This is a genomic window from Streptomyces virginiae (assembly GCF_041432505.1).
GTDB classification, from domain to species: domain Bacteria; phylum Actinomycetota; class Actinomycetes; order Streptomycetales; family Streptomycetaceae; genus Streptomyces; species Streptomyces virginiae_A.
Genome location: NZ_CP107871.1, coordinates 5,635,173 through 5,657,589, shown reverse-complemented (window position 1 = coordinate 5,657,589; position 22,417 = coordinate 5,635,173). Strand labels below are relative to the sequence as shown.

Annotated in this window: 20 protein-coding genes; 7 read left to right on the top strand and 13 right to left on the bottom strand. The window is 72.7% G+C overall.

The window, feature by feature from the left end; all coding sequences use genetic code 11:
- The first annotated feature begins 93 nt into the window (after positions 1-93).
- Positions 94-1,689: an alpha/beta hydrolase gene (locus tag OG624_RS26535; protein ID WP_051763099.1), complete on the top strand. Its 1,596-nt coding sequence runs from the start codon at positions 94-96 to the stop codon at positions 1,687-1,689.
- A 121-nt stretch (positions 1,690-1,810) separates the two neighbouring features.
- Here OG624_RS26535 and moeZ read toward each other — a convergent pair whose 3' ends face one another.
- From moeZ to OG624_RS26475, 12 genes are all read right to left on the bottom strand, one after another.
- Entirely contained in the window at positions 1,811-2,989 is a 1,179-nt protein-coding gene (moeZ, locus tag OG624_RS26530) for an adenylyltransferase/sulfurtransferase MoeZ (protein WP_030011110.1), read from the bottom strand.
- Between the two features lie 85 nt (positions 2,990-3,074).
- On the bottom strand, positions 3,075-3,830 hold the full coding sequence (locus OG624_RS26525) for a spherulation-specific family 4 protein (protein WP_033218568.1): 756 nt from the start codon (positions 3,828-3,830) through the stop codon (positions 3,075-3,077).
- Complete coding sequence (locus OG624_RS26520; RefSeq protein ID WP_033218566.1) at positions 3,818-4,828, bottom strand: NAD-dependent epimerase/dehydratase; 1,011 nt, start codon at positions 4,826-4,828, stop codon at positions 3,818-3,820. Before OG624_RS26520 ends, OG624_RS26525 begins: the two co-directional genes overlap by 13 nt.
- A gap of 134 nt (positions 4,829-4,962) precedes the next feature.
- Entirely contained in the window at positions 4,963-5,841 is an 879-nt protein-coding gene (locus OG624_RS26515; protein ID WP_051763098.1) for a hypothetical protein, read from the bottom strand.
- Positions 5,842-6,068: 227 nt separating this feature from the next.
- Positions 6,069-7,688 carry a GT4 family glycosyltransferase PelF gene (pelF, locus tag OG624_RS26510; protein WP_033219049.1) on the bottom strand — a complete coding sequence of 540 codons (1,620 nt, stop codon included), beginning with the start codon at positions 7,686-7,688 and terminating at the stop codon, positions 6,069-6,071.
- A 207-nt stretch (positions 7,689-7,895) separates the two neighbouring features.
- On the bottom strand, positions 7,896-9,614 hold the full coding sequence (locus tag OG624_RS26505) for a dipeptide ABC transporter ATP-binding protein (RefSeq protein ID WP_033218564.1): 1,719 nt from the start codon (positions 9,612-9,614) through the stop codon (positions 7,896-7,898).
- Positions 9,611-10,603, bottom strand: coding sequence for an ABC transporter permease (locus OG624_RS26500; protein WP_033218563.1), 993 nt, complete (start codon positions 10,601-10,603; stop codon positions 9,611-9,613). Before OG624_RS26500 ends, OG624_RS26505 begins: the two co-directional genes overlap by 4 nt.
- The gene (locus tag OG624_RS26495) at positions 10,600-11,601 is read right to left on the bottom strand and encodes an ABC transporter permease (RefSeq protein WP_078909179.1); all 1,002 of its coding nucleotides are present in this window, start codon (positions 11,599-11,601) and stop codon (positions 10,600-10,602) included. The genes OG624_RS26500 and OG624_RS26495 overlap by 4 nt, the downstream gene beginning before the upstream one ends.
- Complete coding sequence (locus OG624_RS26490; protein ID WP_208869326.1) at positions 11,598-13,349, bottom strand: ABC transporter substrate-binding protein; 1,752 nt, start codon at positions 13,347-13,349, stop codon at positions 11,598-11,600. The genes OG624_RS26495 and OG624_RS26490 overlap by 4 nt, the downstream gene beginning before the upstream one ends.
- A 202-nt stretch (positions 13,350-13,551) precedes the next feature.
- A complete protein-coding gene (locus tag OG624_RS26485; protein WP_323183545.1) occupies positions 13,552-13,647 on the bottom strand; it encodes an Ms4533A family Cys-rich leader peptide in 96 nt (31 codons plus the stop codon).
- 81 nt (positions 13,648-13,728) lie between these two features.
- The gene (locus OG624_RS26480; RefSeq protein ID WP_371639917.1) at positions 13,729-15,096 is read right to left on the bottom strand and encodes a DUF3152 domain-containing protein; all 1,368 of its coding nucleotides are present in this window, start codon (positions 15,094-15,096) and stop codon (positions 13,729-13,731) included.
- A 5-nt stretch (positions 15,097-15,101) separates the two neighbouring features.
- On the bottom strand, positions 15,102-16,097 hold the full coding sequence (locus OG624_RS26475; protein WP_033218559.1) for an alpha/beta fold hydrolase: 996 nt from the start codon (positions 16,095-16,097) through the stop codon (positions 15,102-15,104).
- A gap of 133 nt (positions 16,098-16,230) precedes the next feature.
- Here OG624_RS26475 and OG624_RS26470 point away from each other — a divergent pair, with 133 nt between their 5' ends.
- From OG624_RS26470 to OG624_RS26455, 4 genes are all read left to right on the top strand, one after another.
- Positions 16,231-16,446, top strand: a complete 216-nt coding sequence (locus OG624_RS26470; protein WP_030711768.1) for a hypothetical protein — start codon at positions 16,231-16,233, stop codon at positions 16,444-16,446.
- Between the two features lie 172 nt (positions 16,447-16,618).
- On the top strand, positions 16,619-17,257 hold the full coding sequence (locus OG624_RS26465; protein WP_030011335.1) for a TetR/AcrR family transcriptional regulator: 639 nt from the start codon (positions 16,619-16,621) through the stop codon (positions 17,255-17,257).
- 162 nt (positions 17,258-17,419) lie between these two features.
- Complete coding sequence (locus tag OG624_RS26460; RefSeq protein WP_030711771.1) at positions 17,420-17,647, top strand: DUF3107 domain-containing protein; 228 nt, start codon at positions 17,420-17,422, stop codon at positions 17,645-17,647.
- Between the two features lie 109 nt (positions 17,648-17,756).
- Complete coding sequence (locus OG624_RS26455; RefSeq protein ID WP_371588404.1) at positions 17,757-18,059, top strand: hypothetical protein; 303 nt, start codon at positions 17,757-17,759, stop codon at positions 18,057-18,059.
- Between the two features lie 124 nt (positions 18,060-18,183).
- On the opposite strand, the gene OG624_RS26450 is transcribed toward OG624_RS26455, so the two are convergent.
- Positions 18,184-18,942, bottom strand: coding sequence for a ferritin-like fold-containing protein (locus OG624_RS26450; protein ID WP_030711776.1), 759 nt, complete (start codon positions 18,940-18,942; stop codon positions 18,184-18,186).
- Between the two features lie 471 nt (positions 18,943-19,413).
- Between OG624_RS26450 and OG624_RS26445 the strand changes: the two genes are divergently transcribed.
- Together OG624_RS26445 and OG624_RS26440 are read left to right on the top strand one after the other, a co-directional pair.
- Entirely contained in the window at positions 19,414-21,357 is a 1,944-nt protein-coding gene (locus tag OG624_RS26445; RefSeq protein WP_352164234.1) for a DEAD/DEAH box helicase, read from the top strand.
- A 107-nt stretch (positions 21,358-21,464) separates the two neighbouring features.
- Entirely contained in the window at positions 21,465-22,322 is an 858-nt protein-coding gene (locus tag OG624_RS26440) for an alpha/beta fold hydrolase (RefSeq protein WP_033218555.1), read from the top strand.
- Positions 22,323-22,417: the final 95 nt, after the last annotated feature.

The following is a 22,417-nucleotide window of genomic DNA, read 5'->3' as shown; positions in this document are numbered from 1 at the left end:
CGGGCGCGGGGCGTCGTGGGCCGGGGAGGAGCCCCGCCCCCCGTTCGGGTCAGCGCGCGGGCGGGCTCGCCACGGGGCGCACAGGATGGGGACATGCCGACACACGCCTGGCGGGTCACCGCCGCCGCCACGCTAGCCGCCGGGATGCTCGCCACGGCCGCCTGCTCCGGCGACGGCGACGGGAAGAAGACGAGCGCCGACGGCACCCCGGAGGTCAAGCCCCTGAAATGGGGTGACTGCGAGGCCCCGACCGCCGCGCAGGGCGGTGGTCAGGCCCCGCCCAAGGACTGGCAGTGCGCCACCCTCGACGTCCCGCTCGACTACGCGAAGCCCGAGGGCGAGACGATCCCGATCGCCCTGATCCGGGCCAAGGCACGGGACCAGAAGAATCGACTGGGCTCGTTGGTCTTCAACTTCGGCGGCCCCGGCGGCTCCGGGATCAGTACGCTGCCGGGCGCCGCGAAGGAGTACGAGGCCCTGCGCGCCCGGTACGACCTGGTCAGCTTCGACCCGCGCGGGGTGGGCGGCAGCGATCCGGTCCTGTGCGAGAACGACAAGCAGCTGGACCAGTACTTCAGCGAGGACTCCTCCCCCGAGACGCCGGAGGAGGAGAAGGCCTTCGTCGAGAACATCCGCGCGTACCAGGAGGCCTGCGAGAAGAACTCCGCCAAGCTGCTCCCCCACGTCGGCACGGAGAACGCCGCCCGTGATCTGGACCGCATCCGGCAGGCCCTCGGTGACGAGAAGCTGAACTACTTCGGCATCTCCTACGGCACCGAGTTGGGCGGGGTCTACGCCCACCTCTTCCCCAAGAACGTCGGCCGGGCCGTCTTCGACGCCGTCGTGGACCCGACCAAGACCGCCGAGGAGAGCGCCCTGGGCCAGGCCAAGGGCTTCCAGCTCGCGCTCGGCAACTTCGCCCAGGACTGCGTGGACCGCGGTGACGAGTGCCGGCTCCAGGGCAGCACGCCCAAGGAGATCGAGGCCAACATCATCAAGCTGCAGAAGGCGTTGGCCGCCAAGCCGATCCCCGGCATCGGGGACCGGATGCTCACCGAGACCCAGGCGACCAACGGCATCGCGCAGGCCCTGTACTCCCAGGAGTTGTGGCCGCTGCTGGAACAGGGCCTCGACGAGGCGGAGGGCGGTCAGGGGCAGTTGCTGATGGCTCTGTCGGACGCGCTCAACGGCCGTGACCAGCAGGGGCGTTACAGCAACATCGGCGCGGCCAACACGGCCATCAACTGCGTGGACGACAAGGAGCGTTACACCCTGGAGCAGACGAAGGCCAAGCTGGCGGAGTTCCGCGCCGCCTCGCCGGTCTTCGGGGACCTCCTCGGCTGGGCCATGATGTCGTGCACCGGCTGGCCGGTCGCCGGCACCTGGGAGACCCCCGACGTCTCGGCTCCGGGCTCCGAGCCGATCCTGGTGATCGGCAACACCGGCGACCCGGCCACCCCGTACGAGGGCGCCCACAAGATGGTGGAGCGGCTGGGGCCCGGCGTGGGCGTGGAGCTCACCTACAAGGGTGAGGGGCACGGCGCGTACAACAGCGGCGACCCGTGCGTGCAGAAGGCGGTCAACACCTATCTGCTGGACGGCGAGCCGCCGGCCGACGGCACCGTCTGCACCGCGGCCGCGAACCCGACGGCGCCGCCCCGGACACCGGAGCAGCCGACGCCCGCCTGATCCGGGCCGTGTGCGCGTCCGGGGCTGGGGCTGGGGCTGGGGCCGGGAACGCCGAAGGGGCCGTACCTCGATCACGAGGTACGGCCCCTTCGGTCACCACCGGTGGGCCCGGGGCGTCGTTCTAGTAGACCGGCTTCTCGGGCTCGATCTGGTGGACCCAGCCGATCACGCCGCCGCCGACGTGCACCGCGTCCGCGAAGCCCGCGGACTTCAGCACCGCGAGGACTTCCGCACTGCGGACACCCGTCTTGCAGTGCAGGACGATGCGCTTGTCCTGCGGCAGGTCCTGGAGGGCGGTGCCCATCAGGAACTCGCCCTTGGGGATCAGCTTCGCGCCGGGGATCGAGACGATCTCGTACTCGTTGATCTCACGGACGTCGATGATCTCGATGGGCTCGTCGGTGTCGATCCACTCCTTGAGCTGCTTGGGAGTGATCGTCGAACCGGCGGCCGCCTCCTGGGCCTCCTCCGACACGACGCCGCAGAAGGCCTCGTAGTCGATGAGCTCGGTGACGGTCGCGTTCGGACCGCAGACCGCGCAGTCCGGGTCCTTGCGGACCTTGACCTGGCGGTACTGCATCTCCAGGGCGTCGTAGATCATCAGGCGGCCGACCAGCGGCTCACCGACACCCGTGAGGACCTTGATGGCCTCGGTGACCTGGATGGACCCGATGGACGCGCAGAGCACGCCCAGCACGCCGCCCTCGGCGCAGCTCGGGACCATGCCCGGCGGCGGGGGCTCCGGGTAGAGGCAGCGGTAGCACGGGCCGTGCTCGGACCAGAAGACCGAGGCCTGGCCGTCGAAGCGGTAGATCGAGCCCCACACGTACGGCTTGTTCAGCAGCACGCAGGCGTCGTTCACCAGGTAGCGCGTGGCGAAGTTGTCCGTGCCGTCGACGATGAGGTCGTACTGGCTGAAGATCTCCATCACGTTCTCGGCTTCGAGCCGCTCTTCGTGAAGGACCACGTTCACGTACGGGTTGATGCCCAGCACGCTGTCGCGGGCCGACTCGGCCTTGGAACGGCCGATGTCCGCCTGGCTGTGGATGATCTGGCGCTGCAGGTTCGACTCGTCGACCTCGTCGAACTCCACGATGCCCAGCGTGCCGACACCGGCCGCGGCGAGGTACATGAGGGCGGGCGAACCGAGACCGCCGGCACCCACGGCCAGCACCTTGGCGTTCTTCAGGCGCTTCTGGCCGTCCATCCCGACATCCGGGATGATCAGGTGCCGCGAATACCGGCGGACCTCGTCAACGGTGAGCTCAGCTGCTGGCTCGACCAGCGGTGGCAGCGACACGGGCACTCCGGAGGTGGGAGCATCCCCGCAGGTGCAGGGAGCGAACTGAATGGTTGTTCTCTCCGTAACACTGCCACGGCCGTCTTCATTCCAAGACACCTGTCCCGATGCGTGAGACGATTTCGTCCCAGTACGCGGGCATGGAGGCCCACGGGTCGCTGCCGCGCGCCCCGAGCCGGTCGGTGAACCAGATGGTGCCCGCCCCCTGCCAGCGGGCGATGCGCATCGCCTCCTCCAGATGCGCGCGCGGCACCCCGTGCACGAGATGGCAGAACCGCTCCGCCGGATGGTCCGCGGTCCACTCGGCCACCTGCGACCAGCGGTAGTCGGACCAGGCCCCGGAGAAGGTGACCAGCTGGTCCGCGGCCTCCGCGTAGCCCTCGTACGGGTGCGTGCCGTGCCCGAGCACGATCCTCAGGTCCTCGCCGAGGCCCCGCAGGGAGTCCACGACCCGGCACACCGAGGCGAGGTCCGCCTTGTCGGCCGGGGTCCCGGCGAGGTAGAAGCCGCCGACCCCGTACCAGTCGCGGAAGCGGTGGGCGTCGGAGATCAGCTCCCCGAAGGACCGCGATCCGTCTCGCATCGCGAGATGGCCGAGGATCATGCCGCCCGCGCGGCGCAGCTTGGCGGCCGCCTCCGTGCAGTGCGGGTCGGGCCGCCCGCCCGGGCCGTCGGCCACGTTGAGCACGGCCCAGTGCAGCGGGGTGCCGGGGCGGGTCAACTCGGCCCACTCGACGGGGGCGAGCAGGGGGTGCGCGTAACCGGGGATGCCGAGACCGAGGCGGCCGGCCTCGGTCGCGGCGGCGGTCATGGACCCCGGCGGCGTCGTCAGATGCGGCACGCCGCCTCCATCCAGATGTCCGCGAGGGACTCCTCCAGATTGATCCGGGGCCGCCAGCCGAGCCGGTCCCGGGCGGTACGGACATCCGCCTGCTGCCAGGCTCCGCAGCCGTCCGGGTAGGGGTACGGCTGGGGCGCCGCGGCGGCCATCTGTTCGGCGGTGGCCTCCGAGCGCGGGGAGCCGATGGTGGCGAGTCCGGCCGGACGGCCGGGGTGCCCGTGCGCCTGCTGGGGCCCGCCGTGCGGGACGTCCAGCTCGTGCAGGGCTCCTCCGTACCCGGCGACCCGGGCGAGGACCGCGGCCGCGTCGCGCAGCCGGACCGCGCGGCCCGTGCCGATGTTGACCACGCCCTGGGCGGCGGACAGCGAGGCGGCGTGCACGGCCCGCGCCACGTCCCGTACGTCGACGAAGTCGCGTTGCACGCCGAGCCCGCTGAGCTTCAGCTCGCCGTCGCCGGCCTGCATCGCGCGGCGCATGGCCTCGGCGAGCCGGCCGAGCGGGGATCCGGCGGGGGTGCCGGGGCCGACGGGCGAGAAGATCCGCAGGACGACGGCGTCCAGCCCGGAGCCCAGGACCAGCTCGGTGGCGGCCAGTTTGCTCACGCCGTACGGCCCACCCGGTCTCGGCACGGCGTCCTCGGCCGTGGACGATCCGGGCTGACTGGGCCCGTACTCGGCGGCGCAGCCGAGCTGCACCAGCCGGGCGCCGCAGCCGCTGCGGCGCAGCGACTCGCAGATCGTCGCGACGGCGACGGTGTTGTGCCGGGTGAGCTCCCGGGCCCCGCCCCGGGTGGCGCCCGCGCAGTTGATGACGACTCCCGGATGGACGGCGTCGAGGAAGCGGGTGAGCGCGCCGGGGCTGCCGGTGGCGAGGTCGAATCGGACGTCGGCGTCGTCGCCGCGGCCGAGCGCGGTGAGCTGGACGGCGGGGTCGGCGAGCAGCCGGTCGGCGACGTAGCGGCCGAGGTATCCGTTGGCTCCGATCAGCAGCACCCTCATCGCGTGACCCCTTGGTTGGTTGGCTGGCCGGTCATGTCTGTTTCTCCTTGTGGACGGATGGTCGAACGGTTGGGGCGGGGTACGGGTAAAGCGCCTCGGCGTCGGCTCCGAAGGTCTGGGGACGTCCGAGGACGTCAGGGCCGCGCATGCGCGGAGGCGCGGGCCAGGGCGAGTACGGCGTGTACGAGGAGTCCGGCCGCGGCGGCGAGGGCCGCCGCGGGGACGGGGACCAGGGCGAGGACCAGCCCCGCGCAGACGGGTGCGCGGTGGGCTCCGTGCCGCAGCAGGAGCCGGGTCAGGAACAGCAGCAACGCGAGGGGAACCGCCACGGGGAGCGGCGTGCCCGCGAGCACGGCGGCCGCGGTGGCGGCCCCGGTGAACAGGGCGACGGCCGCCAGCAGCAGCGGACGGGCCCGGTCCGCGAAGTCCTCCAGGGCGCGGCTCCCGTCGAGCCGGGCCCGCGCCCCGGCGGCGAAGGCGACGGCGGCCAGGTGCCCGGGGACGACGGCCAGCGCGAGGCCGACCGCGAGGGCGGTGCCGTGCCGGTGGACGGCCCAGCCGGCGACGGCCGCGGCCAACAGGTGCGCCACGTAGGGGAACCGGCCCCCGGCGGCCCGCCCGGGCCACACCAGGGCGGCGGCGACGGCGGCCACGGCCGCGGCCCCGGCCCACGCCTGCCCGGCGGCGGCCGCGGCGCAGGCGAGGGCGCCGGGCAGCAGCGCGTAGCCGAAGCCGCGGAACGCGGCGGGGCCGGCCGGGACCAGCGTGGGCGCGGCGGCGGCGACCGCCTCGTGGGGGCTGCGCGCGTACAGCTCCTCGGCGAGCGAGAAGACGTCCCGGTGCCGGAAGCGGGCGGCGGTGCGGTCGGTGATGCCGTGGGCCTCCAGCCCGGCGGCGATCTCCAGCGGGTCCACGGCGCGCTCGCACAGCTCCCGGTGCCGATGCAGCAGGGCCTTGACGGGATCCCCACCGCCGCGCCGCCGAACCGGCCGCACGGCCGGTTCGGGGACCATTCCAGCCTCGCCGGCGTTTGAGGCGCGGGGGTCCGGGGGCGGCGCCCCTGGCAACGGCGCCGCGCCGGACCGTTCACCGGGGGTCGGCATCACATCTGCGGCGCCGCTGCCAGGGCTCCGCCCCGGACCCCGCGCCTCAAACGCCGGCGAGGCTGATAGCGGCGCCGGCACGGCTGAAGGTGCCGCTGGAGGGGTCGGCAGGGATGTGACTCGGGGGTCGACGGGGGTCATACGGCGGCCTCCGGGGACGGCTCCGGGGCGGGGGCCCAGGTCGGGCTGGTCCAGTGGCCGGGCACCCGGGCCTCCGGGGGGCTGGCGAAGGGGATCTCGCCGTCCGGCCGTACGGAGCCCTTGGCCAGCAACCGCAGGTAGATCTCCTGGAAGGCGGCCACGTTCTGCTCGACGGTGAAGAGCTCCAGGGCCCGCGCCCGGGCGGCGGCGCCGAGCCGCTGCGCCCGCTCGGGGTCCCTCAGCAGGGACAGGCAGGCCTCGGCGAGCGCCCGGGGGTTGCGCGGCGGGACGACGAGTCCGGTGCCCCCGATGACCTCGCAGACCGCGCCCACGTCGGTGGAGACGGTGGCGCGCCCGCAGAGCATCGCCTCGGCGAGGGTGACCGGGAAGCCCTCGATCACGGAGGACAGGACGACGACGCGCCCGGCGCCGTACGCCTCGGCCGTGGTGGGGGCTTCGGGTCCGCCGATCTCCTCGAAGGTGACCGGGTTCTCCCCGACGGTGACCGAGTCGGCGGCCTCGTCGGGGAAGAGCTGGGCGGCCAGGGCACGGCAGCCGGCGAGGTAGTCGGGGACCACGGCCGTGGCGAAGATCCGCAGTCGGGTGGCGGGCGCGGCCCGGCGGACCTCGGCGAAGGCGTGCAGCAGGGCGATGAGGTCCTTGGCGGGCTCTGCCCGGCCGACCCACACCAGGGTGTCGGGGTCCCCGCAGTCCGCGGCCTCGCCGACGGTGGCGAATCGGTCCGCCTCCATCCCGGGGTGGACGGTCCGCAGCCGTTCCCGGGTGGCTCCGCACCGCTCCTGCCAGCGCCGGGCGTGCGCGTTCCCGGGGGTCAGGAAGTCGGCGCGGGCGTAGATCTCGGTGGCCAGCCGCAGGTGGAAGGCGGCGAGCAGGGCACGGACGGCGGGGCGGGTCCCCGGCTCGCCGCGGGTGTCGAGCTGGGCCAGGTAGTGGGCCCGGAGCTGGACCCCGTACTCGGTCACCAGCAGCGGCACCCCGAAGAAGCGTTTGGCCAGGAGTCCGGGGAGCGCCGCCACGCCGCCGGCGGTCGCGTGGCAGATGTCGGCCTCGCCGAGACCGCCCCCGGCCTGGGTGTTCTCCTCGTACCAGTCGAGGGACAACGGCCGGAGCATGACCTCCAGTTCGTCCACGAACTCCAGCAGGTCGGCCACCTGCGCGCTCTGTACGGTGCGGGCCGCGCCCGGCGCCCGGCAGGCGGACTCCAGGGCGCGCACCGCGGACTCGGAGCGCAGGGCCGCGTACATCCCGCCCTGTTCGCGGGCGAGTCCGGCGAGCCCGTACAGCCCGGCCGCGAAGGGCTGTGCCTCACCGGTGCAGATCCCCTGGACGAGTTCCTTGAAGCAGTCCACGAACCGTCGGCGCTCCCGGCGGGAGTAGGTCCGCCCGTCGTCGGCGGGGGCCCACAGGGGGGCCGTCCGGACGCGGGTGACGTGCTCGGGCAGGGGCACCCGGGCGCGTTCCTGCTCGGCGCTGCGGCTCAGTGCGTAGATCTCGAACTCGTGCTGCGGGAGACCGCGCACGAGCCGGTCGCACCACAGCCTCGCCTCTCCCGTCGCATACGGATAACCACCTTCCGTGAGCAGTCCGATCCGCACGAGTGGCACCCCCGATCTCCCGTTCAGGCGGTCGCCGTTCGGTCAGGCGACCCGCCGCGGGAGAACTCAAGCGGATATGCCGAAGGCGCGACGGACGGTTGTCCGTCGCGCCACCGGAAGGGGTGAAGAGTCGTAACTTTCCCGTACGGTTCGCGTTCGAGCACGCTAGAAGTACAGCCTCCGGGCGGCCCGGGCGCCGGTGTCCCGTTACGCGAAGACCTCCTGCCGCGTCCTGCGGCGACCGGCCGCCAACGCGGGATCCAGGGCGGGTACGGCGGCCAACAACTGCCGGGTGTACGGGTGGGTCGGGCGGTCGTAGACCTCGTCCACCGGACCCTCCTCGACGATCTCCCCGGCCCGCATGACGGCCACCCGGTCGCTGACCTTCCGGACCACCGCCAGGTCGTGCGCGATGAAGACGAGCGCGATGCCCAGCTCCCGCTGGAGCTCCGCCAGCAGGGCGGTGACCTGCGCCTGGGTGGTCACGTCGAGGGCGGAGACCGGTTCGTCGCAGACGATCAGCCGGGGCCTGGGCGCGAGTGCCCGCGCGATGCCCACGCGCTGGCGCTGGCCGCCGCTGAACTCGTGCGGGTAGCGGTCGTAGTGCCCGGCCTCCAGACCGACGCGCAGGAGCAGTTCCTCCACCCGGGCCCGGACGGCCGCCTCGTCCCGCTCGCCGGCCGCGCGCAGCGGGTCGGCGACGGATTCGCCGACCGAGCGGCGCGGATTGAGGGAGGACACCGGGTCCTGGAAGACCATCTGCACGCCGTTCGCGATGCCGGTGACCGGGGCGCCGTCCCGGCGCACCTGCCCGGAGTCGGGCTCCAGCAGTCCGACGAGCATCCGTCCGAGCGTGCTCTTGCCGGAGCCGCTCTCGCCGACGATCCCGAGGGTCTCGCCGGCGTGCACGGCGAGGGAGACGCCGGCGACCGCGGCGACCTTCCGCCGTCCCCGCCCGAACTCCCGCCGCAGGGAGAAGGCCTCGACGACGGGCGGCACTTCCCGCCTCCCGTCCGGCCCCGCCGGGGACGCGTCCGGCCCCGCCGGCGTTCGAGGAGCGGGGACCTGGGCGGTGCCCGGGGAACGGCGCCGCGCCTGCTCACCCGCGGCCCCCCGCGCGGGGCGCGGCCCGTCCAGTCTCGGTACGGCGGCCAGCAGGGCCTTGGTGTAGGCCTCGGCCGGCGTGGCCAGGACGGAGGCCACCGGTCCCCGTTCCACCGTGGCTCCGTCCCTCATCACCAGCACCTCGTCCACGCTCTCCGCCGCCACTCCCACGTCGTGGGTGACCAGCAGCAGCCCGAGCCCGCGTTCCTCGCGCAGTCCGTGCAGCAGGTCGAGGATCTGGGCCTGCACGGTGACGTCCAGCGCGGTGGTCGGCTCGTCGGCGATCAGCAGCCGCGGCTCGCACGCGAGCGCCATGGCGATGAGGGCCCGTTGTCGCATGCCGCCGCTGAACTCGTGCGGGCGGGCCCGGGAGCGGCGTGCCGCGTCCGGGATGCCCACTCGGTCGAGCACCTCGACGGCACGGGCCCGGGCGGCCCGTCGGGAGACGTCCGCGTGGATGCGGTGGACCTCGGCGATCTGGTCGCCGATGGCGTAGTACGGGTCCAGGGAGCTCAGCGGGTCCTGGAAGACCATGGCGGCGGTCCCGCCGCGCAGTCGGCGCAGTTCGGCCGTCGACGCCGCGGCGACGTCCGTGCCGCCGACCCGGACGGTGCCGCCGAGGCGGGCGCCCGTACCGCGGTGCAGTCCCAGCAGGGCGGCGGCCACGGTGGACTTGCCGCTGCCGGACTCGCCCACGACGCCGAGGGCCCGGCCGGCCTCCAGGGTGAAGGAGACCCCGTCCACGGCCCGTACGTGCTCCCCCGCCCCGCCGACGGGGAAGTCGACGACGAGGTCGGTGACCTCCACCAGTGAGTGCGTCATGCGAGGGTCACCCTTCGGTCCGCGGCGGCGTACAGCAGGTCGGCGATCGCGCCCGCGAGGACCACGGCCGTGCCGATCGCGAGGACGACGCCGACCACGACGGGCAGGTCCACGACCCTCACCCCGTCGATGAGGGTCTTGCCGAGGCCGGGGATGCCGAACAGGGACTCCGTCAGCACGGCGCCGCCGATCATCGTGCCGAAGTCCACGGCGCTGAGCGCGATCACGGGGGCCACGGCGCCGCGCACCGCGTGCCGGGTGACGACGGCCCGCTCCCCCACCCCGTAGGCGCGGAAGGTGCGGATGTGGTCCTCGGCGAGCGTCTCCAGGGTCGAACTGCGTGTGAGGCGGGCGTACTTGGCGCTCTCGAAGAAGCCGAGGGTCACCCAGGGCAGGAGCAGGTTCCAGGCCCACTGCTCGGGGTCCTCGGTCAGCGGCACGTACGTCGGGAACGGCAGCCACTGCAGGTAGGCGCACACCGTCATGAGCAGCAGCAGACCGAGGATGAAGACGGGGGTGCCGGTCCCGGCGAGGGTCAGGACGGTCAGGGCCCGCTCGGTGATCCCGCCGCGGCGCAGCGCGGACAGCAGTCCGGTGCCGACGCCGACCACCAGCCAGATCACCAGCGCGCCCAGCGCCAGCGACAGGGTGGCGGGCAGCCGGTCCAGGATCAGTCCGGTGACCTGCTGGTCGTTCTGGTACGAGAATCCCAGGCAGGGCGCGTCGCAGTGCAGGACCAGGCCGGCGCCGCCGGAGTAGTCCCGGCCGGCCATCAGCCCTTGGAGGAAGTGCAGGTACTGGGTGAGGGCGGATTCGTTCAGCCCGAGCTGTTCGCGGACCTGGGCGATCTGCGCCGGGTTGCAGCGCTCTCCGCAGGCGAGGCGGGCCGGGTCGCCGGGTGCGAGGTAGAAGAGGGCGTAGACGATGACGGACAGGGTGAGCAGCACGAGGAGTGCGCCGCCGGTCCGTTTGAGCACGAAGCGGGTCACGCCCTGCGCTCCTTTCTGGTGCCGACCCGCAGGCGGGAGCCTTCGCGCGGGTCGAGGGCCGTGCGGACGGCGTCGCCCAGCACGGTGGAGGCGAGCACGGTGACGAAGAGCAGTCCGGCGGGGAGCAGGACGTAGGTCGGGTCGGCGCGGAACCAGGTCTGGGCGCTGGAGAGCATCTGTCCCCAGGAGGGGGTGGGCGGCTTCACGCCGACGCCGAGGAAGGACAGCGAGGCCTCGGCCACGATGGCGGTGGGCACCTTGATCGCGGCGTAGGTGATGACGGGAGCGGCGAGCGAGGGCAGCAGTTCGCGGCGGGCGATGCCGAGCGTGCCGCGGCCCGAGAGGCGGGCGGCGTCGACGAAGTCGAGGCCGCGCAGGGCGAGGGCCTGGGCGCGCACCATGCGGGCGGTGCCGCCCCAGTCGAGCAGGCCGATGATGAGGATCAGGAGCAGCGGCCGCGGGAAGTCGGGCGGGACGACCGCGGTGAGGGCGATACCGATCACCAGCATCGGCAGCGCGATCATCACGTCGGTGAACCGGCCGATGAGCTGGCCCGCGAACCGGCCGCCGAGGGCGGCGGCGAGTCCGACGCCCACGCCGACGAGGGTCTGTACGACGACGGCGCCCAGGGCGACGAGCAGGGAGATCCGCGCCCCGTACGCCAGCCGGGTGAGCAGGTCACGTCCGGTGCCCGGCTCGACGCCGAGCAGGTGGTCGGCGGAGATCCCGCCGAAGGAGCCGAGCGGTACCCCGCCGCGCGCGGAGTCCACGAGGTCGTCGTGGTACGCGTTCGGGTCCTGCCCGGTGAGGTGGGCGAGCAGGGGCGCGGCGAGGGCGAGGAGGACGAGCAGGGTCAGCACCCCGGCGGCGGCGAGGGCCGCGGGCCGGCGGCGCAGGCGCCGCAGGACCTGGCGCGCGGTGCCCGCGCCCGGGGCGGGAGCCCCGGGCGCGGGCGCGGGCACCGGCTGCCGCGCCGGCTCGTTCAGGGCGAGGCTCACTTGACGGAGACCTGCGAGATGTCGAGGACGCCGGTCCAGTCGCTGATGACGACGTTCTTGATGTCCTTGCCGACGAGTCGCTTGTAGACGGGGTGGAAGAGCGGCACGTCCAGGGCCTGCTCACCGATCTTCTTGTCGAGCGCGCCCCAGCGCTTGCCGGCCGCCGCGAGGTCGGTCAGCTTGGCGATCTCGTCGATCTCGGTGTTCACGGCCGGGTCGTTCAGCTGCGCGTGGTTGTAGTTGGAGCCGTTGGTCACGATCTGTCGGCCGTCGAAGATCGGCGCGAGGAAGGGGCCGCCGGACGGCCAGTCGGCGCCCCAGCGGGAGAGGAAGAAGCCGGGGGTGTTCTTGGCGTCCCAGCGCTTCTCGTTGAAGGCGTTGTTCTCCAGGCCTTCCAGCTTGACGGTGATGCCGGCGGCGGCGAGGGCCTGCTGCACGGCGGTGGCGACCTCGGGGCTGGTCTGGCGGTTCTGCGCGGTGGAGTGGGTCAGGGTGACGGTGAGGCCGTCGGGGAAGCCCGCCTCGGCGAGCAGCTGCTTGGCCTTGGCCGGGTCGCCGGTCTTCCCTGCCGGGAAGTGGTCGTACGGGGTGAAGCCGAAGGCCTCGCGCTCGGGCAGGAAGGTGGTGGCCGGTTCGGCCAGCGCGGATCCGCCGGCGGCGTTGATCACGCTGGTGCGGTTGATCGCGTGGGAGATGGCCTGGCGCACCTTCGGGTTGTCGAAGGGGGCCACCTTCGGGTTGAAGGCCAGGTAGTTGATGTAGCCGAAGTGGCCGGTGCCGACGCGTGCGGCGAGCTCCTTGTTGTCGCCGATCTGGGCGAGTTCGGCGGGTCCCAGGTTGGTGTCGGTGGTGACGGCGGCGGCGTCGGGGCCGGAGCTGGTGGTCAGGCGCTGGTTGATGACGGCGGCGTCCAACCCGGAGCGGACGTCGATCTTGTCCGGGTAGGCCTTGCGCTCCTCGTCGGTCTTCTCGTCCCAGTGCTCGTTGCGCTCCAGGGTGAGGTGCTCGCCGTCGTTGTCGTTCTTGACGACCTTGTACGGGCCGGAGGAGACGGGGTGCTCCTCGTACTTGACCCCGGTGTCCTTGGCCTTGGGGACGGGCGCGAACTGCGTCTGGGTGGCGACGAAGGGGAACTCGCCCTCGGGCTTGCGGAGTTTGAAGACGATCGTCTTCGGGTCGGGCACGAGGATCGAGTCGAGCCCCTTGCCGCCGTCCTTGTACGGGCCTTCGTAGCTCTCGCCGCCGACCAGCCAGTCCCGCAGGTAGGGGGCGCCGCCCGACAGCTCGGCGGCGAAGGACCGCTCGATGCCGTACTTGATGTCGGCGGAGGTGATCGGGGAGCCGTCCTCGTACTTCAGCCCGTCCTTGAGCGTGTACGTCCACTCGGTGGCGTCGGCGTTGGGCTTTCCGGTGTCGGTGGCCAGGTCGGGCACGACCTTGGTGCCGGCCGCGCCGTCCTCGCGGTTGCGGGTGGTCAGGGTGCGGAAGACCAGCGAGGGAACGTTTCCGCCGCCCGAGGTGTAGAGCCGGGCCGGGTCGAAGTCGCTCTGCGGCTCGGAGTTGAGGACGGTCAGGGTGCCGCCCTTCTGCGGCGCACCCCCGGCCGCGCCCGGCTTGTCGCCCGAACCGGCCTTGTCCGTACCGTCCTTGGGCCCGCAGGCCGCGGCGCCCCCGGCCAGGACGAGGCTGACGGTGACGGCGGCCACGCGGCGCGCTATGAGATGACGGGCAGGTCCGGCGGAAGACATGGGTGTGGAGACCTCTCGGCGTGAAGGAAGGGCGGAAGGGCCACGCGAGGGGCAGCGGTCGACGACGGCGCCGGATCGGACACCGAGACATGAGGAAGCCGCACCTGCGGGCGTACGTACACCCGGGCGCGGCGGTGGAAAGGCGGAAGGTCGCGGCGCTCGCGGGTCGGGGACACCTCCCGGGCCGCACGGCCCAGGGGGGTCAGCGACAGAAGATGTCGGCCACGCTGTGCGCGGTCACACCGAGCAGCGCCAGCTCGATGGCGGCGCTCGCAGTGGTGGTGTGGTGGTGCGACATGCGGAGAACGATTGCCGATGATCGGACGGATTGTCAACGCGGATCCCCGCCCGACCCTCGGGCGGGGATCCGGCCCGTCGGTCAACTCTCCGGGAACACCCAGGGGTTGGCCTTGCACTGGATGCCGTTGATGTCGAGGGACTTGGTCTGCTGCTGCATGATCGGCGCGAGCGCGCCGGGGGTGCGGCAGTTCACATGGCCGTGTCCGAGCCGGTGTCCGACCTCGTGGTTGATGAGCATCTGCCGGTAGGCGAACATCTGGTCCGGCCCGTAGGTCGCGGAACCCTGCGCCCAACGGAACGCGTTGATCATCACCCGGTCCGTCGAGGCGGAGTCGCAGGAGACGTTGTCCACGGTGGTGTCCAGGTCGGACTTGGCGCACCAGACCCCGGTGGTCCCGGGACTGGCCAGGGTGATCACGAAGTCCGCCTCGCCGCCCGGCACCCGCTCGAAGGTCTTCTCGCCGTTGTGGGCCCAGCTGCGCGGGTCGTTGAGGGTGCGGTGGACGGCCTCGGCGAACAGCTGCGGGTCCAGGCCGAGACCCTGCTCGACGTCGACCCGGTAGCGCACGAGCTTGCCCTTGCCGGGGGCCTTGGCCACCCCGGGCACGGTGTCGAAGGTGCCCGGTCCGGCGAGTTTCGCGTCGATCGGCAGCTGCTGGGCCATCTTCTGCTCGTACGTCAGCTCCACCTCGGGCGCGGCGGACGGCGCAGCCGGCGCCACCGCCTGCGGCGGGGTCGAGCGGTCGTCCGAACGGGAGGCGCCGGCGTCGGCGCGGCTGTTGCCGGCGGCCTGCGCGCCGGACTTCTCGGCGTCGCCGTCCGAGGTCACCTGGCCGGCGACGACGACGGCGAGGACGGTGGTGACGGCCACGGCGGCCATGCCCGTGTACGTACGGACCTTCCGGCCGCGGCCGGCGGGCTCCTCGGCGCCGTCGTCGGCGTCCTCGGGCGCCGCGGGAGCCACCGGATCGACCGGCTTGCGCGGTCCGGGCACCCGGGGCTGCGCGCCGGTGGAGGTGACGGGGTCCAGGTCGAATGCGGCCGGCGGCGTCAGGGTGACCTGCGGGAAGCCCACCGCGGGCGTCCCGAAGGCCGGGGTGTCACTGTCGCGGTAGGCCGTGGGCGCGGGCCCGGGTGCCGGCCTGGGCGCGGGCGCGGCGGCCTCGTGCGGGCGCCGTACTCCGCGCCAGTCGCCGTACACGGAGTCGGGGTGGGCCCCCCACACGTCGTCGGACTCGTACTGCTGGGGGTGGCCGCCGGTCCGCGCGTCGGCGTGGCACCGGTCCTGGGGCACGTATCCCTGGTGGGTGACGGTCGGCTCGGGCCAGTACCCGGCGGACGGTTCCTCGTAGGGCAGGGGCGCGGGCTCCGGCTGCGGCCGGGCGGGTGCCGGGGCGGCGGCCGGAGCCGGAGCTGGGGCAGGGCCCTTGCGACTATGTCGTCCCACGGTCCTCAGCCTCTGCCGTCTTCGCTATATCGGTCACTCTCGCCCGTCCCGGTGTCGCTCAGCAGCTCCCGGAAGGCGGCGGCCACCACCTCGGGGTACTCCATCATCGCCACGTGTCCGGCCTCGGGCAGGCACAGCAGCCGCGAACCGCGGTAGGCCGCGGCCGCCTTGTGCGCCATACGGTACGAGACCAGTTGGTCCCGGCCACCGTAGACCAGCAGCGAGGGCGCGAGAACCCGCTGCGCCTGTCGCCACAGTCCGTGCTGGCCACCGAGGGTGTAGGCGTCGACGATGCCGCGCGAGGAGCGGGTCATCGCCTCCCAGAAGTACGGGAGCGCCATCCGCCGCTCCATCTCCTCGACGGCGTTGCGGAATCCCTCCGGCGTCACCCGGGAGGGGTCCCCGTAACAGAGCTCCGTCACCCCGCGGGTGCGCTGCTCGGCACCGAGCCCCTGGGTCAGTCGGTTGAAGAGCGCGGCCACCCCGGGCACGGCGAGCAGCGCGGTCGGCACGGCCGACTTCTGCACGCGCAGTTCGGGCAGGGCGGGCGAGACGAGCGTCAGGGTGCTCACCAGGTCGGGCCGGACGGCCGCGACGCGGGTGGAGACGGCGCCGCCGAGGGAGTTCCCGAACAGGTGGACCGGGCCGCGCCCGGCGGCGTCGAGGTGCCGGATCACGGCGCGGGCGAAGGCGGTGACGGAGTAGTCCCGGTCGGCGGGTGGTGGGGACCAGCCGAAGCCCGGCAGGTCGAGGGCCTCACCGTCGACGGTGTCGGCCAGTCGCGCCATCAGATCCGACCAGTTCTGGGAGGAACCGCCGAGTCCGTGCACGAACAGAGCGGGCGGCAGCCCGGTGCGCCGGGGCGGCCGGACCCGGACGGCCAGTTCCAGGCCGGGCAGCGTGACGGTGCGCAGCTGCTCCCCTTCGGCCACTCGAACAGCTCCCACCTGGGAGGACAGCTCGGCGGTGGACCGTACGCCCGGCAGCTCGGTCGATGACATGCGGGCAATGTTACGAGACGATCACGCTCCTCCTCTTGTGTTCGCCGTCACAGACACAGGTCGGATCCGTCTAGCGGTGCCTCCGCGATCCTCCTAGGCTCGTAAGTGAGCACAAGGAAGCGAGGGGAGCGGCATGACTGTCGACCCTGCGGAGCCGGACACCTTCCGGGAGCAGTTTCCGGAATCCCTCGATCCTGAGGCGCCCGAGGCGGATGTGGCGGAGCAGCTGGCCGATCTCCGGCCGGACGAGGACGACCCGATCACCGCGCGCCCGGTGGACGGTGTCAGCGACGGCGATGCCGTCGAGCAGGCGCGGGTGGTGCCGCTGGACGAGGACGACTACCGCTGACCCGCGGTCGACCGGGCATCGATCAAACCGCTGATCAAACCGCTGACCAGCGCCTCCGGGCCGTCCGTACCGCGAGAAAACTCGGATGGAACCCACCAGATTCGGTTACCGAAAAGTACGATGGCGGCGCGGCGCAGAGCGCACTGTGTTCTTAGAGAAAGTGGGAGGCGGCGTGACAGCCATCGAGCAGACCGAGGCAGCGCGTCCGCGGGGCACGCGACTGCCGCGCCGAGCCCGGCGCAACCAGCTGCTGGGCGCGGCCCAGGAGGTTTTCGTCGCGCAGGGGTATCACGCGGCGGCCATGGACGACATCGCCGAGCGGGCCGGCGTGAGCAAGCCGGTGCTGTACCAGCACTTCCCCGGCAAGCTCGACCTGTACCTGGCCCTGCTGGACCAGCACTGCGAGGCACTGCTGCTGGCCGTGCGCACGGCCCTCGCGTCGACGACGGACAACAAGCTGCGCGTGGCGGCCACGATGGACGCCTACTTCGCGTACGTGGAGGAGGAGGGCGGCGCCTTCCGGCTGGTCTTCGAGTCCGACCTGACGAACGAGCCGGCGGTGCGTGAGCGCGTCGACCGGGTCTCGCTCCAGTGCGCCGAGGCCATCTCGGACGTCATCGCCGAGGACACCGGCCTGTCCAAGGACGAGTCGATGCTGCTGGCCGTGGGCCTGGGTGGGGTCTCGCAGGTCGTGGCCCGCTACTGGCTCTCCAGCGAGAGCCCGGTCGCCCGGGAGACGGCGGTCGGCCTGCTGACCTCCCTCGCCTGGCGCGGTATCGCCGGTTTCCCGCTGCACGGCACGGAGTCCTGAGGGAGCGGCTCGCCGACGGCGCCCGCGGCATCGGCGGGCCTCATCGTCGTCTGTTCGCTGCGAGCGTGTCCGCTCTACGCGGTCCGCGTCCCCTCTCCGGGCTAATGTGGACCGCGTACGGCGCGGCTGATCGCGCGAACGGATCGTCGGAGGGACAAAGCCGTGGAGGTCAAGATCGGCGTGCAGCACGCACCCCGGGAGATCGTGCTGGAGAGCGACCTGAGCGCCGAGGAGCTGGAGGCCGTCGTCGCCGCCGCGCTCTCCGGTCAGTCGCCGCTGCTGAGCCTCACCGACAACAAGGGCCGCAAGGTCCTCGTGCCGTCGGACCGCCTGTCGTATGTCGACCTGGGCGAGCCGAGCACGCGCAAGGTCGGTTTCGGCGCGCTCTGAGAACTGTTGGAAACGGCCCGGTGGTTGATCCCACCGGGCCGTTTCTGTTTCTTCCGCTTCGGGTAGGACCGCAGTGACCCGGTTTGCCCTGACGTATGGGAGAGACCTCATGCTGCTGCTGGAAGTGCTCGGCTCCGCATTCCTGGGCCTCGCCTTGTCCGCGACAGCCTCCAGGGTGCTCACGCGCCGGTTGCCTTCCACCAAAGTGGTACTGGTCAGCGGGGTGCTGGGGGCGCTGTTCGGGGCGTATCTGACCCACTTCGCGTTGGGCCCCGGACACAACACCCTGACCGCGACGCTGATCGGTGCGGTGTTGGTGTCGGCCGTGGTCCTGTCCCTGTTGCTCCGTCCGGCCGCAGGGCCGCGCAGGCGGTCCCACAGGACTCCGTTTTCACTCCCGTCGCGGGGCTGACGACCCGGACCACTGACCCCTGAACCACGGACGTCGGCCCCGGCGCGCGGTGTGCGCGCCGGGGCCGACGTGTGGAGCGGTACGAGCGGTACGGAGCCTCGCGGCCTCGCGGGTGCCCGTGGGCTCAGGCGGCGAGGCCGAGGGCCGCCATGCGCTTGGTGTGCGCCTTGGTGATGCGGGTGAACATCTCGCCGACGGCCGCCAGGTCGAAGCCGGCCGCCATTCCGTCGACGCCGCCGACCAGCATGGTCGAGAGGGCGTCGCGCTCGGCGACCACGCGCTGGGCCTGCGAGAGGGCCTCGCCCATGAGCCGGCGGGCCCAGAGCGCGAGCCGGCCGCCGCAGCGCGGGTCCGCCTCGATCGCCGCCCGGACCTTCTCGACGGCGAAGTTGCCGTGGCCGGTGTCGTCGAGCACGCCGAGCACGAGGGCGCGGGTGTCGGTGTCGAGGTGGGAGGCGACCTCGCGGTAGAAGTCACTGGCGATGGAGTCGCCGACGTAGGCCTTGACCAGGCCCTCCAGCCAGTCCGAGGGCGCGGTCTGGCGGTGGAAGTCGTCGACGCCCTTCGCGAAGGGCTCCATGGCAGCGGTGGGCTCGACCTCGATCGCCGCGAGCCGGTCCCGCAGCCGCTCGAAGTGGTGGAACTCGGCGGAGGCCATCGCGGCGAGCTCGGCCTTGTCGTCCAGGGTGGGCGCGAGCTTCGCGTCCTCCGCGAGGCGCTCGAAGGCCGCGAGCTCTCCGTAGGCGAGCGCGCCGAGCAGGTCCACGACGGCGGCGCGGTACTGCGGCGAGGCAGAGGCGGCGGCCCAGTCCTGGGAGGCGATACCGACGGCGTCGGCGGGCGCGCTGTCGTCGGCGGGCGAGGCGTTTTCTACGGTCGACATGCTCCGCACAATAGCCCGCCGAATGGCCCTCCAAGTCACCACGCCGGATCCTTGCCTGTCCAGCTAAACGCGCCTACCCGGTGAATTCACCCGACACAGCTGCGCGATTCCGGGGTACAGTGGTAATGCGCCTGCCGAATACTCGGCGGGCCATCCGAATGAGGATGCCCGGTCGGTGGCCCGATCGGCTCCAACCGACCGCCCTCGGTGCGGTGCGTACGTTCATGCGTACCGCCTACCACGAGGGGCCCCCTCAGCGGCAGATGCGCTTGAGCGAAGGCTAGTGGTCCCGCGCAGCTTCGTACGTAGCAGTACTGCAAGCACGGCACGGTACGACCCCCCTCGCCGCCTCGCGCCGCGTCTCACAGAAGAGGCAGCACCCTGACTACGTTCCGAGACCTCGGGATCTTTCCCGAGACGGCCGAGGCCCTTGAGGCCGTCGGCATCGTGTCCCCCTTCCCGATCCAGGAGATGACCCTCCCCGTCGCCCTTTCCGGCACGGACGTCATCGGCCAGGCCAAGACCGGTACCGGCAAGACGCTCGGTTTCGGCCTTCCCCTGCTGGAGCGGGTCGTCGTCCCTGCCGACGTCGAAGCCGGCCGCGCCACCCCCGCGCAGCTGACCGACGCCCCGCAGGCCCTCGTGGTGGTTCCGACCCGCGAGCTGTGCACCCAGGTCACCAACGACCTCCTGACCGCGGGCAAGGTCCGCAACGTCCGCGTCCTCGCCATATACGGCGGTCGCGCGTACGAGCCGCAGGTCGAGGCGCTCAAGAAGGGCGTCGACGTGATCGTCGGCACCCCGGGCCGCCTGCTCGACCTGGCCGGGCAGAAGAAGCTCGACCTCTCGCGCGTCAAGGCCCTCGTCCTGGACGAGGCCGACGAGATGCTCGACCTGGGCTTCCTGCCCGACGTCGAGAAGATCATGGCGTACCTGCCCGCGAAGCGTCAGACGATGCTGTTCTCGGCGACCATGCCGGGCGCGGTCATCGGCCTGGCCCGCCGCTACATGACGCAGCCGACGCACATCCGCGCCGTGTCCGAGGACGGCGAGGGCGCGACCGTCGCCAACATCACGCAGCACGTCTTCCGTGCGCACAACATGGACAAGCCGGAGCTGGTCTCCCGCATCCTGCAGGCCGAGGGCCGTGGCCTGGCCATGATCTTCTGCCGTACCAAGCGCACGGCGGCCGACATCGCCGAGCAGCTGGAGAAGCGCGGCTTCGCGTCCGGCGCCGTCCACGGTGACCTGGGCCAGGGCGCGCGCGAGCAGGCGCTGCGCGCGTTCCGCAACGGCAAGGTCGACGTGCTGGTGTGCACCGACGTCGCCGCGCGCGGTATCGATGTCGAGGGTGTGACCCACGTCATCAACTACCAGACGCCGGAGGACGAGAAGACCTTCCTGCACCGCGTGGGCCGCACCGGCCGCGCGGGCAACAAGGGCATCGCCGTCACCCTGGTCGACTGGGACGACATCCCGCGCTGGCAGCTGATCAACAAGGCGCTGGAGCTGGACTTCCACGACCCGGTCGAGACGTACTCCACGTCGCCGCACCTGTTCGAGCAGCTGAACATCCCGGCCGGCACCAAGGGCATCCTGCCGCGCGCCGAGCGCACGCGGGCCGGCCTGAAGGCCGAGAACCTCGAGGACCTGGGCGAGACCGGCGGCCGCGGTGGCCGTGGCGGCCGCTCCGGTCCGGCGGCCGCCGCCGTGGTGACCGAGGAGCGTCCGGCGCGTACCCGTACGCCGCGCCAGCGCCGCCGCACCCGCGGCGGGTCGGAGCTCGCCGAGGGCGCCGAGGGCGCCGAGGCCACCGCAGCGGTGACCCCGGTCCAGGCTCCCGAGGTCCCCGCGGCCCCGGCCGCAGACGAGCCGCGCCGTCCGCGTCGCCGCCGTACCCGGGTGGCCGCGGTGCCGACCCAGGCCGCCGTGGCCGCGCCGGTCGCCGAGGCTGCGGCTCCGGTCGCTCCCGTCGCCCCGGTGACCCCGGTCGCCGAGGAGGCTCCGGCCCGTCCGAAGCGCGTCCGTACCCGCAAGGTCGCCGCCCCGACCGAGCCGGAGCCGGACTTCCAGATGCCGCCGCTGGTCGAGCCCGTCCGGGCCCGGCGCGCCCCCCGCAAGGCCGCCCCGGCGGCCGTGGTGACCCCGGTCGTCGCCGAGGTTCCCGCCGAGGAGGCTCCGGTCAAGCCGAAGCGCACCCGCACCCGCAAGGTCGCGGAGGCCGCTCCGGTCGCCACCGAGACCGGCGCCACCGTGGCCGAGGAGGCTCCGGTCAAGCCGAAGCGGACCCGGACCCGCAAGGTCGCGGAGGCCGCTCCGGTCGCCACCGAGACCGGCACCGCCGTGACCGAGGAGGCCCCGGTCAAGCCGAAGCGCACCCGCACCCGCAAGGTCGCGGCCGCGCCGGAGGCCTGAGCCTCACGCAGCACCCCGCCGATGGCCCCGATCCCCTTCCGAGGGGGTCGGGGCCATCGGTGCGCCCGGGCCGTGCCACCGCCCCTACGGGCCGGTAACCTCGGGCCATGAGCAAGCCGCCGCGCCTCACCCTGCCCGCCGCCGCCCGCGCGTACCTCCTCACCACCGAGCGCGGCGGTTTCGCCGTGCACGAGGCCGGTGAGCCCGTACGCGGCACCGCCCTGCTGGTCCCCGGCTTCACGGGCAGCAAGGAGGACTTCATCGGCCTGCTGGAGCCGCTGGCGGCCGCCGGGTACCGGGTCGTCGCCGTGGACGGCCGCGGCCAGCACGAGACGCCTGGCCCGCGCGAGGAGGCCCCGTACGCCCTGGAGGAGCTGGCGCGGGACGTCCTGGCGCAGGTACGCGCGCTGGGCGAGGACCGCGTGCACCTGGTCGGCCACTCGCTCGGCGGGCTGATCTCCCGCGCCGCCGTGCTGCGCGACCCCGCGCCGTTCGCCTCGCTCACCCTGATGAGCAGCGGGCCGGCCGCGATCTCCGAGGACCAGCAGGCCCGGACGAAGCTGCTGGTCGCCGCGCTGGAGGCGATGGGTGACGACATGCCCGGGATCTGGGCGGCGATGCGGGCCCACGACCCCGCGGACGCGGCGGCGGACTCCCCGGAGCTCGCGCACTTCCTGCGCGAGCGGTGGCTGGCCACCGTCCCCGAGCAGCTGATCGTCACCGGTCGGACGTTGATCTGCGAGCCGGACCGGGTGGCGGAGCTGAGCCGCGTCGACCTGCCGAAGCTGGTCCTGTCCGGGGCCGTGGACCAGGCCTGGCCGGTGCCGCTGCTGGACGGGACGGCCCGGCGTCTGGGGGCGCGGCGGGTGATCGTGCCGGGGACGGACCACTCCCCGAACGCCGAGGACCCGGTCACGACGGCGCGCGAGCTGGCCGCGTTCTGGGACTCCTGCACCCGCTCATAGTTAGCCAGTCAAAAAATTTCTTTAGCGTAGGGAATGATTGCGGCCTACACTTCGTTGTACCAGTGCAAGAGAGACACTGACGAAGGGAGAAGCCC